Source organism: Streptomyces sp. P9-A2 (genome assembly GCF_036634175.1).
In the GTDB taxonomy this organism is placed as follows: domain Bacteria; phylum Actinomycetota; class Actinomycetes; order Streptomycetales; family Streptomycetaceae; genus Streptomyces; species Streptomyces pratens.
In genome coordinates, this window is the sequence record NZ_JAZIFX010000001.1 from 3665228 (window position 1) to 3679054 (window position 13827).

Here is a 13827-nt window from a genome sequence, read left to right on the forward strand (position 1 = left end):
ACCGGGGCGGCTCCGCCCCTACTCCTTGACCCGGCCTTCCTTCAGCCACAGCTGGTCCAGCAGGACGTTGCACTTGTCGCCGTCGTTGCAGGAGACCGAGATCGTGTTGGTGCCCTTGTTGAGGGCGGGCCATGCGTAGGTCTTGGTCCAGCCCTTGGAGAAGTCGCCGTCCTTGGCGTGGGCCCAGTTGTCCATGTTCAGCTTGTTGCCGAACTCCTTGCCGTTGACGGTGAGCGTCATCGACTGGGGCTCGTCGGTGGTGCTGTAGCGCACGAAGACGGTGTAGTCACCGTCCTTCGGGATGCCGTCGACCGTCCAGGTGACCGTGGAACCCGGCTGGTTGAGGTTCGTCACGTAGGTGCCGCCGTCGGACTGCGCGCCCTCGACGTCCTGCGCCAGGGCCGCGCCGCCGCCCAGACGCAGCGCCTTGGCATCGATCGTCGGCAGCTCGGCCGCTTCCTCTTCCTTGTCGTCACCGCTCGCCGAGGGGCTCGGTTCGGTGGTGGTCTGGGACTGGGTCGGGGACGCGTCGGCCTGGTTGCCGCTCTTGTCGTTCTTGTCGTCGTCGCCGCTGAGCATGGCCACGCTGATGCCGATGACCACCGCGGCGACCACCGCGACGGCGCCGATGAGCAGGCCCTTGGTGTTCGGGCCGCGGCCCCGGCCACCGCCGCCGTGACCACCACGGCCGCCCGGAAGCTGCGAGGAGACGGTGGGTGCGGCGCCGGGCAGTGTCTCCGGTGCCGCGTAGTTCGCGTTCGGCCGGCCGTGCGTTCCCTGCTGCGGCGCCTGCGCCGCGGGGCCCTGCTGGCCGTACTGACGCGTGCCGACCGGCCGCACCCGGTTGACCGAGTTCGGGTAGCCGTAGCCCCCGGACGGCGGCTGGGCTCCGTTGGCCTGACCGTCGGCGTAGAGGTAGCCGAACGGGTCGTCGTCCTCGGGCGTGTTTGCGCCGTTGTTGCCGGACGTCATCCCTTGGTACTCCTAGCTGCGGATCGGATGCGGTACGGGTGGTGAGGTAGGCGAGCCTACCTTCCCCCATTCTCGAATCTACTCGAACAGGGGGACCCCCATCCGACCACCCGAACAGGTGACTCGGGCCGCATCAACTCGCCGACCTGGGTCTCATCCCGCCCGCCGATGCTGTTTGGGACGAGATCGTTTCTCGATGTACATCCGCTCGTCGGCCGACTTCAGCACTTCGTCCGCCGTCATGCCGCAGTGGGCCCACCCGATGCCGAAGCTGGCGCCGACCCGCACGGCCCGGCCCTCGGCCCGGATGGGCTGGATGATCTCGTTGCGCAGCCGTACGGCGAGGTCCTGGGCGTCGGCCCGGCCGAGCCCGTCGGCGAGGATCACGAACTCGTCGCCGCCGAGCCGGGCGACGGTGTCGCCGTCCCGGACGCCGTCGCCGAGCCGGCGGGCGACCTCGATGAGCACCGCGTCGCCCGCGTTGTGCCCGAACCGGTCGTTGATCGACTTGAAGCCGTCGAGGTCGCAGAAGAGCACCGCGAGGCCCTTGGCGCCGTCGTCCTGGTCCTCGTCGGGGGCGATGGCGTGCACATGATGGTCGTACCCCTCGAACCCCTCGGCCTCGGGCGGGAAGTCGAAATCGTGGCCGCGGTCGAAGGCGGGCGGGCCGAAGGCGGGCGGGCCGTAGCCGGCGTCCTGGGAGTCGAAGGACTCGAAGGCGGCCATGGCTTCGTCCACGGCGGCGGGCAGTATCGACGGGCGCTTCCGGCACAGGCGTGCGGAGAGCCGGGCGCGCAGCTCCGCGGAGTTCGGCAGACCGGTGAGGGAGTCGTGGGAGGCGCGGTGGGCGAGGTGCAACTCGCGGCGCTTGCGCTCCTCGATGTCCTCGACGTGGGTGAGCAGGAAGCGCGGCCCGTCGGCCGCGTCGGCGACCACGGAGTTGCGCAGGGACACCCATACGTAGGTGCCGTCCCGGCGGGCCAGCCGCAGCTCGGCGCGGCCGCCCTCGGCGGAGGTCCGCAGCAGCGTGCCGATGTCCTCGGGGTGCACGAGGTCGGAGAAGGAGTAGCGGCGCATCGCGGAGGCGGGGCGGCCGAGCAGCCGGCACAGCGCGTCGTTGGTGCGCAGGACGCGGCCGTGCTGGTCGCCGCCCATCTCCGCGACGGCCATGCCGGACGGGGCGTACTCGAAGGCCTGCCGGAAACTCTCCTCGCTGGCGCGCAGGGCCTGCTGCTCGCGCTCCAGGCGGACCAGGGCGCGCTGCATGTTGGAGCGCAGCCGGGCGTTGCTGATCGCGATGGCGGCCTGGAAGGCGTACATCTGGAGCGCTTCGCGGCCCCAGGCGCCGGGCAGCCGGCCGTTGCGCGGGCGGTCCACGGAGAGCACGCCGACCAGTTCGCCGGCTCCGCCGCCCTGCGGGCCGGGGGCGTACATCGGGGCGAAGAGCCGGTCGGAGGGGTGCCACTCGTCCTCGAAGCGGGGCGGGGGCCCGTCGGTGTACCACTGCGGGACGTCGTCGTCGTCGAGGACCCAGCCCTCGGTGTGCGGTATGAAGATCAGGTCGCCCCAGGTCTCGCCCATGGCGAGGCGGCGCTCCCAGGACTCGCGCGAACCGACCCGGCCGGTGATGAGGGACTCGGCGGCCGCGTTGCCCGAGAGGGCGGCCACGACCAGGTCACCGTCGGGGCGCACGAGGTTGACGCAGGCCAGTTCGTACCCCAGGGCGTGGACGGCGCCGTCGGCGACGGTCTGGAGGGTGTCGGCCAGACTGCGGGCCGTGTTCATGTCGGCCATGCCCTGGTGCAGTTGCCGCAGGGAAGCAAGACGGACATAGGGCTCCGACTCGGTCTCCATGCTCACCCTCCCCCCGGGACCTCGCAGCGAATCAAGCGTTCTCATCGGCGTATCGTCCTGGCAGCCTCCCCGCCACTGAATCACAGCGCGCTGCCCACCCGGTACACAGGGTCAACAATTGCCACCCCTTGTGATTCAAGTCACAACTAAACATGAACAATTGGGAGACCTTTCCGCAGTTTCTCCGGCCGTTCACCGGATATACCGAATGAACGGCATGCGCCTCATGCGCCGCATGCGAATTCCGCACCCTTTCCACAGGGTTCGGTCCGTGGGCGCCGGCTCACGCCCGTGGAGCGCAGGAGTCCGTCGCTGGTCCTAGGTCCCCGCTCGGGCGGAGGCCCGATGCGGGACGTACGGAGCGGAGACTAGCGTTTCCGGTGTGCTGAACACTCCCGTACCCCCGCCCACGATCACCGCCGTACCCGCCGCCCGGCATGCTGAGGGGGTGAGCGACGACGAGTTCCGCGCAGCCATGTCCCGTCTGGCCGCCGGTGTGGTCCTGGTGACCGCGCAAGAGCCGTCGCTGGACCCGGACGACCCGCGGGCACCGGCCGGCGAGGACGTCGGCATGACCGCGACCGCGTTCCTTTCGGTGTCCCTGGACCCGCCATTGGTGCTGGTCAGCCTGCGCGAGGGCTCCCGCATGGACGACCTGCTCGACGAGCAGCCACTGTGGTCGGTGTCGGTCCTGTCCGAGAGCCAGCGGCACATCGCGGGCCGCTTCTCGATGAAGGGCCGGATCAGCGACCGCCTCCTCTTCGCGGACATCCCGTACGTGCGGGGCGAGTACAGCGGCGCCCCCCTGGTCGGCGGCGCCCTCGCCACCCTGGAGTGCCGCACCGAGCAGAGGGTGCCGGCCGGCGACCACACCCTGGTGATCGGCCGCGTCCTGACGGCGGACGTACCCAGCGCGGACGGCGGGCCGCTGACCTACTTCCGGGGCCGTTACCGGCACCTGGCCTGAGCGTTCCCGGGGCTCTTCACGGAAGCCTCCCGGGCCGGAAATCCCTTTTACCGAAAGGGAATTGCTTCCCTACGCTGCCCGGGTGACAAAGACCACATCTCCCCGCCTCGAAGAGCTCACCCCGAAAAACCTCGACGCCGCCCTCGGCATACGCGTCCGCCCCGACCAGGAGTTCGCGGTCGCCCCGGTCGTGAAGTCCCTCGCCGAGGCATACGTCCACTCCGGCTCCGCCTGGCCCCGCCTGATCGTGGACGGTGACCGCGCGGTCGGCTTCCTGATGGCCTTCCTCGACATCGACTGGCACGAGGACGGCGGCAGCCTCGTCCGCTCGGGCCTGTGGCGGCTGAACATCGCCGCCGAGGAACAGGGCAAGGGCTACGGCCGCTTCGCCGTGGAGTCGGTCGCCGCGGAGATCCGCGCCCGGGGCGGCAAGGAGCTCCACGTCACCTGGCATCCCGGCGAGAACGGCCCGGAGAACTTTTATCTGGGCCTGGGCTTCCGCAGGAACGGCGAGGTCGTCGGGGAGGAAACGGTCGGAGTGCTGGACCTGGCCTGACACCCGTCCGCCCCGTTCCCGCGCGGAGGACCCCGCCCCCGCCTGGATCACCCCGGCCCTACCCGGGACACCCCCGGTTCCGTCCGGAGCACCCGGCCCGCGCCGAGGCACCCCGGGACACGGAGCACCCGGGTCCTGCCCGAGGTCACCCCCAGTCGCGCGCGGAGCGCCCCCGCTTCGTCTCCGAGCGCTGCTTCTTCTCCCGTAGCCGGCGCTCGTTGATGCCGCGGGGGATGCGGGTAGGTTTGCGGGGCCGGGGCGGGGGCGCGGTGGCCTCGGCGAGGAGCGCCGTGAGGCGCACGGCGGCGGTCTCTCGGTTGCGCCACTGGGAGCGGTGCTCTGAGGCCCGGACGGTGACGACACCGTCGGTCAGCCGCCCCGCCAGCCGCTCCAGCGCCCGCTCCTTCCACACCTCGGGCAGCGCTTCGGTGGCGGCGAGGTCGAAACGCAGCTCGACCTGCGAGTCGGTGGTGTTCACGTGCTGCCCGCCGGGCCCCGACGAACGCGAGAAACGCCACATGAGCTCGGCCTCGGGCAGGAGGACGGAGCCGCGGATGACATGGGGACCGGACATGCCGTCCATGGTCCCGCCTCTGACCGGTCCGCGTCACCCGAATATCCCGGGTAAAGAAAGTAAAGCCACCTGGAACCTCGCGTACTCCTCTCGCGTTCAAAGGGGTAGCTGTAGCTTCGTAGCCGTACGTACACGAGGGAAGGGACTCCCAACAATGGCTGTAAGCCTGTCCAAGGGTGGCAACGTCTCGCTCACCAAGGAGGCTCCGGGCCTGACCGCCGTCACCGTGGGCCTCGGCTGGGACGTCCGCACCACCACCGGCACGGACTTCGACCTCGACGCCTCCGCGATCGCGGTCAACCCGCAGGGCAAGGTGTACTCGGAGGGTCACTTCGTCTTCTTCAACAACAAGCAGACCCCGGACAACACCATCGTCCACACCGGCGACAACCGCACCGGTGAGGGCGAGGGCGACGACGAGCAGATCAACGTCAACCTGGCCGGTCTCCCGGCGGACGTCGAAAAGATCGTCTTCCCGGTCTCGATCTACGACGCCGAGACCCGCAGCCAGAACTTCGGCCAGGTGCGCAACGCGTACATCCGCGTCATCAACCAGGCCGGCGGCACCGAGATCGCCCGCTACGACCTGTCCGAGGACGCGGCCACCGAGACCGCCATGGTCTTCGGCGAGCTGTACCGCAACGGTGCCGAGTGGAAGTTCCGCGCCGTCGGCCAGGGCTACGCCTCGGGCCTGACGGGCATCGCCCAGGACTTCGGCGTCGGGGTCTGACGGACGCCCCACACCACGTTCCGGAGCCCCCGGCCCGCCTTCCCGGCGGCCGGGGGCTCCGGCGCGCGCAGGGCACGGGCAGGGCGCACGCAGGGAACGTCCCAGGGCTGCGGGGCTACGGCCTTCGGCTTCCAGGTCATCGGCTCTCCAGGACTTCAGGCCTCAGGGCGTGGAGGGCCGGGCCGGCTTCCCCTCCCCGTACAGCCAGTCCGACCAGATCCCGTCGAAGTCCTCGTCCGGGGCCGACCTCTCCACGTACGCCGTGAAGTCGGCGGTGTCCGCGTTGCCGTGGCGGTGCTTCGCCGCCCAGCCGCGGAGGAGGGCGCGGAAGGCGTCGTCGCCGACCGTCCGCCGGATCCTGTGCAGGACCATCGCGCCGCGCTGGTAGACGGGGACGCCGGAGATGTGCGCCGCGTCGGGCGGCCGCGCGGGTGGGAACGACCAGACCGCCTCGTTCGTCGCCGCGTCGGGGAAGTACGTTCCGGCGTACATCGCGTCGAAGGTCTCCTGGGCGGTGCCGTCCCCGTGGTCCTCCCGCCACAGCCACTCCGCGTAGGTCGCGAACCCCTCGTTGAGCCACATGTCCCGCCAGGTCTTCGGCGTGACGGAGTTGCCGTACCACTGGTGGGCCAGCTCGTGCACCAGGAGCAGGGTGCTGGGCGCCCCGGCGAACACGGGCCGGTTCTGGGTCTCCAGGGCGTACCCGGCGTCCCCGGGACGCTCGACGATCGCCCCCGCCGAGGAGAAGGGGTACGGGCCGAACCAGCCCTCCGCCCACTCCACGGCCTCCGGGAGCCGGGCCAGCACCGTACGGCTCGCCGCCGCCTGCCGCGGATCGACTGCGGTGTGAACGGGAAGGCCGCCGCGGGTCGTGGTGCGGCCGGTCTCGTACCGGCCGACGGCGAGCACGGCGAGGTAACTCGCCATCGACTCGGTGGTACGCCAGGTGAAGGCCGTCCGGCCCCCCTTCGTCCGCTCCCCCGCGGGCTCGCCGTTGGACACCGCCCGCAGGCCCTTGGGCACCGTCGCCGTGACGGTGTACGTCGCCTTGTCGAAGGGGTGGTGGTTGCCCGGGAACCACGCCATCGAGCCCGTCGGCTGGCCCAGCGCCAGCGCCCCGTCCGCGGTGCGCAGCCAGCCCTCCTCGGAGCCGTCCGGGTCGGTGACGGTCACCGGGGCCCCGGAGTAGCGGACGGCCACCCGGAACGTCCGGCCCCGGTCCAGTCCCTTCGCCGGCCGGACGGTCAGCTCCTGACCGGCGCGCCGCCAGCGGGCGGTGCCGCCGTCGACGGTGACCCGCTCGACGTCCAGGCCCTCGAGGTCCAGGTTCAGCGCGGTCAGGTCCTCGGTCGCGCGGGCGGTGATCGTCGCGGTGCCGGTGAGGTGATGGGCGGCCGGATCGTAGGCGAGGTCGAGCGCGTAGTGGGAGACGTCGTACCCGCCGTTGCCGGCCTTCGGGAAGTACGGGTCGCCCGCACCGGCGCTGCCCGGACCACCCGATCCGTCAGAACCCCCAGGTCCTCCGGACGCACCCCCCGCGCACCCGGCCACTGCCACCGCCACCGCCGCGGTCACGAGGGCGACGGCGGCGAGCGGACGGGGGCCGTGGGGACGGGGGCCGTGGGAACGAAGGCCGCGGGGACGGCGATGGCCACGGGGCCGGAAGCGGAGGCGCACCCCGCGATCCTAGGAAGAACACGGCCGCGCACCACGGAGCGACCCCGGCCCCACAGTCGTCGAGCCCGTCCACCGGACCGTCCGCCGCCGCCGCACCGCGTCCGCCGTGACACCATCACCTCCGTGCTCGACATCGGCTATGCCCTCTCCAACCGCTTCCCCGACCCCCCGCAGACCGACTACCGCCGTGCGGACGTCCACGCCCTGCGGCACGACCTCTTCTGCGGCGACGTCTACCTCGCCGACACCAAGGAGGACCGGGAACTGTCCACAGCCTGGGGATGGGTGCCGGTGCTCGACTTCGCCTGGGCCCTGTGCGACATCGTGGAACGCGTCGACCGGGACCCGGCGGGCTCCCGTGCCTCCCGCCCCCAGTACGCGGAACTGGACTTCACCGAATCCACCGACCGGCTGCTCTTCGAACGCCGCTTCGGCTGGGTCGACATCGAGGCCGAGTGGCTGCCGGCGGACGAACCGCCCCTGACCTTCTCCCACTCCGAACTCCGCCGCGAGGCCCGCGACTTCCTGCACGACCTGCTCGCCGACCTCATCGACCTGCACGAGGACCTGGGAGAGAACCCGGCCATCTGGACCCTCCAAGCCCGCCACCCGCGCCTCGACTGACCCACCGCGCGCGCCCCGGCCCTCCTCCCCCTCCGCCCACGCCCTTTCCGCCCCGCTCCCCCGCCCCTCAGTCCTCCACCCGGATCCCCAGCTCCCCCGCCAGCACCGGTGCCAGATCCAGCAACTGCCCCGTACTGATCACCGCCCCCGCCAGCCGGTCCACACCCCGGGCGATCTCCAGCGAAGCGGCCCCGCGCAGATCGACGTCCGTCAGCGTGGCCCCGCTGAGATCCGCGCCCTTCAGCGCGCAGTCCACGAACTCCACCCGCTCCAGCCGCGCCCCGCCGAAGTCCGGCTCGACCAGCACACAGTTCTCGAAGACGACGTCCCTGAGCCGCGCGGACCGCAGATTCAGGAAATCGATCTTCCCGCCCCGGACCAGCACCCGCTCCAGCTCCGCCCCGTGCAACTGAGTCCCCCCGAGACGCGCGTCCGTCAGCTCGACGTCGCGCAGCGTCGCCCCGGAGAGATCCGTGCCCACCCCCCGCACACCGGCGAGGACCGAGTCCAGCACCCGGGCCCTGGACAGCCGCGTCCCGTCCAGCGCGCATCCCGTCAGCACGCAGTCCATGAACCGCGCCCCCGCGCCGTCCTGCGCCGAGAGATCCGCCTCGAAGAACTCCAGCCCGTCGTAGTCCCCGTCCGGCTCCAGCTCACCCCCCTCGTACCGCTCGGGCACCGGCAGCCGCAGCTCCGGACGCCGAGCGCCCTTCACCCCCGTACCGCCCGCCGACACCGCTCGCCTCACCATGTCCTCATCCTGCACTCCCCCACTGACAATCGGCCTGACCTGCGAAGACCTCGGGCCTGTCACATCCTGGAGCCCTGGGCCGTCGTAGCCACGAGTGACCGGGGCCATCGGAGACCGGACCGTCTCCGAAACCACCGGGCGCGACCCCGACCGAGGGAGAACCCAGCCATGCACCGCATCACCGTCATCGGCGGCGGTTTCGCCGGACTGACCGCGGCCATCACCGCCGCCGAGGCAGGAGCCGAAGTCACCCTCCACGAAGCGCACCACACCCTCGGTGGCCGTGCCCGCACCGCCGAGGGCCCCTACCGGACCAACGAGGGCCCGCACGCCCTCTACAGCGGCGGCCCGCACTGGTCCTGGCTCCGGCAACGCGACCTCATCGGCCCCCTCGCTCCCCTCCCGCCCCTGGAAGCCGCCCGCCTCCGGCTCCGCCACCACGGCACCCTGCACCGCGTCCCGCCCCTCGCCATGCTGAAACTGCTGCGCCGCGCCCCTGCCCACGCCCCCGTCGACACCGACTTCCGTACCTGGGCCACCGGTATCGCCGGCGAGGAGGGCGCGCTCGCCGCCGCCCACTACTCCGCCGTCGCCCTCTTCCACCACGACCCCGGCTCCCTCTCCGCCGCCTTCGTCCAGGAACGCCTGCGCCGCGCCGCCAAGCTGCCGCCGGAGGCCCATTACCCGCGCGGCGGCTGGGGCGGCCTCATCGACCGCATGGCCTCCCGCGCCTGGAACCTGGGCGTCCGCATGGAGACCCTGTCCCGCGCGGACACCCTCCCCACGGACGCCCCGGTCGTCGTCGCCACCTCCCTGGACTCCGCCCGCCGTCTCCTCGGCGACCCCGCCCTCACCTGGCCGAGCGGCCGCACCGTCCTCGTCGACCTCGCCCTGCGCACCCGGCGCGGCGACGCGTTCGTCGTCTCCGACCTGGACGCGCCCGGCTGGCTGGAACGGTTCACCGCCCAGGACCGCACCCTCGCCCCCGCCGGCGAACAGCTCCTCCAGGGCCAGATCCCCATCGCCCCGCACGAGACCAGGGCCGACGGCGTGGCCCGCGCCGAGGAACTGCTGGACCTGGGCCACCCGGGCTGGCGGGAACGCGTCACCTGGCGGCGGGAGGCGGTGGCGAACGGGCGGACCGGCGCCGTCGACCCGCCCGGCACCAGCTGGCACGACCGGCCCGCCGTCGACCGCGGCGACGGCGTCTACCTCGCGGGCGACCAGGTCGCCGCCCCCGGTGTGCTCTCCGAGGTCTCCTTCAACAGCGCCCTCACGGCCGTCTCCCTCGCCCTCGGCCGGCACGAGCTTGACCTCAAGCGAGCTTGAGGTTGAACAGTGGGCCCACCACAGTGACCACGCCGAGCCGACACCCGGTCCGGTACACCGGCCCGGGCGTCCCCCGGGCCGGCGCCTCGGACCGGTGTCCCGGACCAGCGCCTCGGACCGGTGTCCCGAGCCGACTTCCCGGACCGCGCCCACAGGAGACACCCATGCACGCCATCCGCCTGCACGCCTTCGGCCCCGCCGAGAACCTCACCCACGAACAGGTCCCGGATCCGCGGCCGGGCCCCGGCCAGGTGCGTATCACCGTCCGGGCCGCCGGGGTCCACCTCCTGGACACCGCCCTGCGCCAAGGCCACCAGGGGCCCGCGCCCACGCCCACCGCCCTGCCCACCGTCCCCGGCCGCGAGGTCGCCGGGGTCGTCGACGCCCTCGGCGACGGCACGCCCGCGAACTGGCTCGGCAGGCGCGTCGTCGCCCACCTCGGATTCGCCCCCGGAGGCTACGCGGAGCTGGCCGTCACCGACGCCGACCGCCTGCACGAGATCCCGGAACGCCTGGACTTCGCCCAGGCCGTCGCCATGATCGGCACCGGCCGCACGGCCATGGGCGTCGTGCAGTTCGCCGAACCCGGCCCCGGGGACGTGGTCGTCGTCCCCGCCGCGGCCGGCGGCATCGGCACCCTCCTCGTGCAGTACGCCAAGAACGCGGGCGCCACCGTCATCGGCCTCGCCGGCGGCCCTGACAAGGCCGCCCGGGTCTCGGCGAACGGCGCCGACCTCGCCGTCGACTACACGGCCCCGGCCTGGCCCGCACGGCTCGCCGCTCACGAGGGCAAGGCGACCCTGGTCTACGACGGCGTGGGCGGCGACACCGCCCGCACGCTCGTCGCCCTGCTCGCCCCCGGCGGCCGCCACGTCGTCTTCGGCTGGTCCGCCCAGGGCCTCGACAGCACCGACCCCTACCTCGTCGACGGCGTCTCCCTCAACGTCCTCGGCCCCGAGATGATGCGCCGAGCGGGCGGCCCCCACCCCGTACGCACCCTCGAACTGCGCGCCCTCGCCGAAGCCGCCGAAGGCCGGCTCACCCCCGCCGTCCACCGCTTCCCCCTCGCCGACGCCGCAGCCGCCCACCACGCCCTGGAGAACCGGGGCACGACCGGAAAGGTCATCCTGGAGCCGTGAACGCCGTGAGCGCCGTACTACGGTGCCCACCGTGATCCACGTACCCGAGGAACTCGCGGCGGCACAGGAGAAGTTCAACGGGGAGGCGGGCCGCGCCTTCGTCGCCCGGCTGCCCGGGCTGGCCACCGCCTTCCTCGATCGCTGGCACCTGCATCTCACCGGCGCACCGATGCACGGTGTGAGCGCCCTGGTCCTCCCCGTCGACCGCGCGGACGGCACACCGGCCGTGCTGAAGCTCCAGATCCTGGACGGGGAGACCGAGGGCGAACCGGTCGCCCTGCGGATCTGGGACGGCGACGGAGCGGTCCGCCTGCTGGAGCACGACGCGGCCACCGGCACGATGCTCCTGGAACGCCTCGACCCCTCCCGGATGCTCTCCCGCCTCCCGGACGCCCACGAGGCCGTCCTGGTGATCGCCCGCCTCCTCGCCCACCTCACCGCCACCCCCGCCCCGGCGGGCATGCGCCGCCTCGGCGACATCGCCCGCACCCTGCTGGAGCGGACCCCCCGGGCCCTGGACCGCGTCCCGGACCCGGCGGCCCGCCGCGTCCTCGCCGACTGCGCGGCGGCCGTACGGGAGGTCGTGGACGAGCCCGGCGACCGCCTCCTGCACTGGGACCTGCACGAGGAGAACGTCCTGGCCGCCGAACGTGCCGACTGGCTCGCCATCGACCCCAAGCCGCTGGCCGGCGACCCCGGCTTCGAACTGTGGCCGGCCCTGTACAACCGCTTCGACGCCGACGACGTCCACTGGCGCTTCGACGCGATGACCGACGTCCTCGGCCTGGACCGCGAGCGGGCCCGCGCGTGGACGTACGGCCGGCTGCTGCAGAACTGCCTCTGGGACCTCGAGGACGGCCGCCCTTTGGAGGACCGCCAACTGGAGATCGCCCGCCGCCTGGACGGCCGGACATGAAAAACCCCGGGCCGGAGAAACCCGGCCCGGGCCGGCAGAAATGGTTCGGACGCGGTCCTGCGCTCACTGCTCGCCGATGACGGCGACGGCCCGGCGGTGGACTCGGTCGGTGGTCCGCCGCCCGGCGCCGTCCCGGTCGGTGTCCCCGGGCAGGCGGCCCCGTCTCGTCACCCTTCGCCCTGCAGTGACTCCAGGTAAGGGACGGCGACGGACTTCGGGACCGCCATGAGCCAGGCGTCCAGGACCAGGGGAGCCAGGTCCTTCGGGGTGAACGCCGGCATACGCAGGGAGACCCAGTTGTAGCGCAGGTCGGAGGTACGGGGGAGGTGGAATTTTTCGGGGGCGGAGGCGATCAGCAGGTCGCGTTCCTCGCGGGGGAAGGCGAAGCCCATCGTCGTCTCGTCCGGGGAGACCGAGGCGTACACGATCCGCCCGACCTTGAACTTCACGTACTCCCTGATCAGATGTTCCTCGGTGCGGGGCAGACGCAGTGCCGCCGCGCGGACGTCGTCGAGGGTGATCACACGCCGCTCCCGCGGTCCGGTGCGTAGTGGACCAGCTCGATCAGCAGGTTGGCCGGTGCCGGGGCGTACAGGAAGGTCACCGTCATTCCGTCGCGTGCGCCCTTGCAGGGCTGGGCGTCGACCGCCGTGTAGCCTTCGCCGCGCAGCCGGGCCGTCTCGTTGTCGAGGTCGTCCACCTCGAAGGCCAGGTGGTACAGGCCGGGGCCCTGCCGTTCGAGGCGGCCGTCGATGGCGGAACACTCCTGGGCCGGGGAGACGATTTCCACGGCCGGGTTGCCGAGGCCGCCGCCGAACTGCCAGAACTCGCAGGCCACCCCGTAGTCGTCGGCGTGCCCCTCGTCGTACTTGCGCATGCCCAGTGTGGTCATGAAGGCGGCAACACCGTCGGGGTCCTCGGTGGCCAGCCCGATGTGGTCTATGCGAAGGATCACCGTATGTCCGATCGAGTCAGTGTGAGGTACGTGTAGTCATCCAGCATCTTGGCCAGGGGGCGTCCTGGACACCCGTACAGGACGGCTAGTTGTTCCTCGTCCAGGCCGCTGTCGGCCAGGACGTGCCGGGCCCAGTCCCGGTTGAGGCGCTGGTGGGCCGTGTAGGCCGCCGCGTCCCGGGCGCCGTGCAGCTTGCGGGCGATGGCCTCGTCCCAGGGGACCAGGGTGCGCGGGCGCAGGCCGTGCAGGAGTTTCGAGGCGGCGGTCGCGCCCAGGGCGCGGGGGCGCTCCGGCGGTCCGACGCGGAGCGCGGCCAGGTCGGCGTAGCAGGCGCCGAGGGGCGCGACGGCGTCGTCGGTGAGGTCGCCGATCCGGGTTTCCGGGCCCGGGAGCCGCGCGTACCAGCGGGACGCCCAGGCACGCAGCCCCGGGCCGAAGGTGTCCGGCTCGCCGGGGCGGGGATAACGGATCCTGCATCCCCAGGAGTTCAGCCATCTCAGCGCGGCGTCCGGATCGTCGTGCGCCAGCGGTTCGTACGAGGCCGGTGCGGGCGGGGCCTGCGTGGGCCGTGCGGGCGGGGCCGGTGCATCGGTGTCCGGACCCGGCCCCGCGTCCAGGCCCGCGTCCAGGCCCACGTCCGCGCTCAGGCCCAGGAATGCGGCCACCGCGCGGTGCAGGCTCTCGGCGGTCGGTGGCCCGCACGCGGCAGGTGTCGCGGTCGCGGCGGCCGGCAGCCCGCGCACGGCGGATTCCGTGGTCGCGGCGTCCGGTGGAGGGGGCACG

Annotated in this window: 15 protein-coding genes; 7 read left to right on the plus strand and 8 right to left on the minus strand. The window is 72.5% G+C overall.

The genetic code is table 11. The features are described 5' to 3' along the window. Positions 1-18: 18 nt before the first annotated feature. The gene (locus V4Y04_RS16520; protein WP_332428815.1) at positions 19-972 is read right to left on the minus strand and encodes a carbohydrate-binding protein; all 954 of its coding nucleotides are present in this window, start codon (positions 970-972) and stop codon (positions 19-21) included. Between the two features lie 153 nt (positions 973-1125). Next, a complete protein-coding gene (gene cdgB, locus V4Y04_RS16525) occupies positions 1126-2826 on the minus strand; it encodes a diguanylate cyclase CdgB (RefSeq protein WP_332428817.1) in 1701 nt (566 codons plus the stop codon). 382 nt (positions 2827-3208) lie between these two features. Between cdgB and V4Y04_RS16530 the strand changes: the two genes are divergently transcribed. Together V4Y04_RS16530 and V4Y04_RS16535 are read left to right on the plus strand one after the other, a co-directional pair. Next, positions 3209-3793: a flavin reductase family protein gene (locus tag V4Y04_RS16530; protein WP_332428818.1), complete on the plus strand. Its 585-nt coding sequence runs from the start codon at positions 3209-3211 to the stop codon at positions 3791-3793. 82 nt (positions 3794-3875) lie between these two features. Next, positions 3876-4349, plus strand: coding sequence for a GNAT family N-acetyltransferase (locus V4Y04_RS16535; RefSeq protein WP_332428820.1), 474 nt, complete (start codon positions 3876-3878; stop codon positions 4347-4349). A gap of 145 nt (positions 4350-4494) precedes the next feature. On the opposite strand, the gene arfB is transcribed toward V4Y04_RS16535, so the two are convergent. Next, positions 4495-4932 (minus strand): alternative ribosome rescue aminoacyl-tRNA hydrolase ArfB, encoded by a 438-nt coding sequence (gene arfB / locus V4Y04_RS16540; RefSeq protein ID WP_332428821.1) that lies wholly within the window; start codon positions 4930-4932, stop codon positions 4495-4497. Positions 4933-5077: 145 nt separating this feature from the next. Between arfB and V4Y04_RS16545 the strand changes: the two genes are divergently transcribed. Beyond that, positions 5078-5653: a TerD family protein gene (locus tag V4Y04_RS16545; protein ID WP_332428823.1), complete on the plus strand. Its 576-nt coding sequence runs from the start codon at positions 5078-5080 to the stop codon at positions 5651-5653. A gap of 162 nt (positions 5654-5815) precedes the next feature. Here the strand turns inward: V4Y04_RS16545 and V4Y04_RS16550 are convergent, their stop codons facing one another. Further along, complete coding sequence (locus V4Y04_RS16550; protein WP_332428825.1) at positions 5816-7228, minus strand: M1 family metallopeptidase; 1413 nt, start codon at positions 7226-7228, stop codon at positions 5816-5818. 225 nt (positions 7229-7453) lie between these two features. On the opposite strand from V4Y04_RS16550, the gene V4Y04_RS16555 reads away from it, so the two are divergent. Beyond that, complete coding sequence (locus tag V4Y04_RS16555) at positions 7454-7954, plus strand: hypothetical protein (RefSeq protein WP_332428826.1); 501 nt, start codon at positions 7454-7456, stop codon at positions 7952-7954. Between the two features lie 67 nt (positions 7955-8021). Here the strand turns inward: V4Y04_RS16555 and V4Y04_RS16560 are convergent, their stop codons facing one another. Then, complete coding sequence (locus V4Y04_RS16560) at positions 8022-8705, minus strand: pentapeptide repeat-containing protein (protein ID WP_332428827.1); 684 nt, start codon at positions 8703-8705, stop codon at positions 8022-8024. 168 nt (positions 8706-8873) lie between these two features. Here V4Y04_RS16560 and V4Y04_RS16565 point away from each other — a divergent pair, with 168 nt between their 5' ends. The 3 genes from V4Y04_RS16565 to V4Y04_RS16575 all read left to right on the plus strand — a co-directional run bounded on the left by V4Y04_RS16565 (position 8874) and on the right by V4Y04_RS16575 (position 12089). Continuing rightward, entirely contained in the window at positions 8874-10034 is a 1161-nt protein-coding gene (locus tag V4Y04_RS16565) for an NAD(P)-binding protein (protein ID WP_332428829.1), read from the plus strand. Between the two features lie 164 nt (positions 10035-10198). Beyond that, on the plus strand, positions 10199-11173 hold the full coding sequence (locus V4Y04_RS16570) for a zinc-binding dehydrogenase (protein WP_332428831.1): 975 nt from the start codon (positions 10199-10201) through the stop codon (positions 11171-11173). A 22-nt stretch (positions 11174-11195) separates the two neighbouring features. Then, positions 11196-12089: an aminoglycoside phosphotransferase family protein gene (locus V4Y04_RS16575; protein WP_443080030.1), complete on the plus strand. Its 894-nt coding sequence runs from the start codon at positions 11196-11198 to the stop codon at positions 12087-12089. Between the two features lie 167 nt (positions 12090-12256). Here the strand turns inward: V4Y04_RS16575 and V4Y04_RS16580 are convergent, their stop codons facing one another. Genes V4Y04_RS16580 through V4Y04_RS16590 form a run of 3 tightly spaced genes read right to left on the minus strand, consistent with a single transcriptional unit; the run spans position 12257 to position 13826 of the window. After that, complete coding sequence (locus V4Y04_RS16580; protein ID WP_332428834.1) at positions 12257-12613, minus strand: MmcQ/YjbR family DNA-binding protein; 357 nt, start codon at positions 12611-12613, stop codon at positions 12257-12259. Next, entirely contained in the window at positions 12610-13044 is a 435-nt protein-coding gene (locus tag V4Y04_RS16585; RefSeq protein WP_332428836.1) for a VOC family protein, read from the minus strand. Before V4Y04_RS16585 ends, V4Y04_RS16580 begins: the two co-directional genes overlap by 4 nt. Beyond that, the gene (locus V4Y04_RS16590; RefSeq protein WP_332428838.1) at positions 13041-13826 is read right to left on the minus strand and encodes a hypothetical protein; all 786 of its coding nucleotides are present in this window, start codon (positions 13824-13826) and stop codon (positions 13041-13043) included. Before V4Y04_RS16590 ends, V4Y04_RS16585 begins: the two co-directional genes overlap by 4 nt. Position 13827 lies beyond the last annotated feature (1 nt).

Bases quoted from the DNA above. Each gene is read 5' to 3' on its own strand.
- V4Y04_RS16545 (WP_332428823.1), top strand. From the start codon at position 5,078: ATGGCTGTAAGCCTGTCCAAGGGTGGCAACGTCTCGCTCACCAAGGAG.
- cdgB (WP_332428817.1), bottom strand. From the start codon at position 2,826: ATGGAGACCGAGTCGGAGCCCTATGTCCGTCTTGCTTCCCTGCGGCAA.
- V4Y04_RS16520 (WP_332428815.1), bottom strand. From the start codon at position 972: ATGACGTCCGGCAACAACGGCGCAAACACGCCCGAGGACGACGACCCG.
- V4Y04_RS16565 (WP_332428829.1), top strand. From the start codon at position 8,874: ATGCACCGCATCACCGTCATCGGCGGCGGTTTCGCCGGACTGACCGCG.
- V4Y04_RS16570 (WP_332428831.1), top strand. From the start codon at position 10,199: ATGCACGCCATCCGCCTGCACGCCTTCGGCCCCGCCGAGAACCTCACC.
- V4Y04_RS16560 (WP_332428827.1), bottom strand. From the start codon at position 8,705: ATGGTGAGGCGAGCGGTGTCGGCGGGCGGTACGGGGGTGAAGGGCGCT.
- arfB (WP_332428821.1), bottom strand. From the start codon at position 4,932: ATGGACGGCATGTCCGGTCCCCATGTCATCCGCGGCTCCGTCCTCCTG.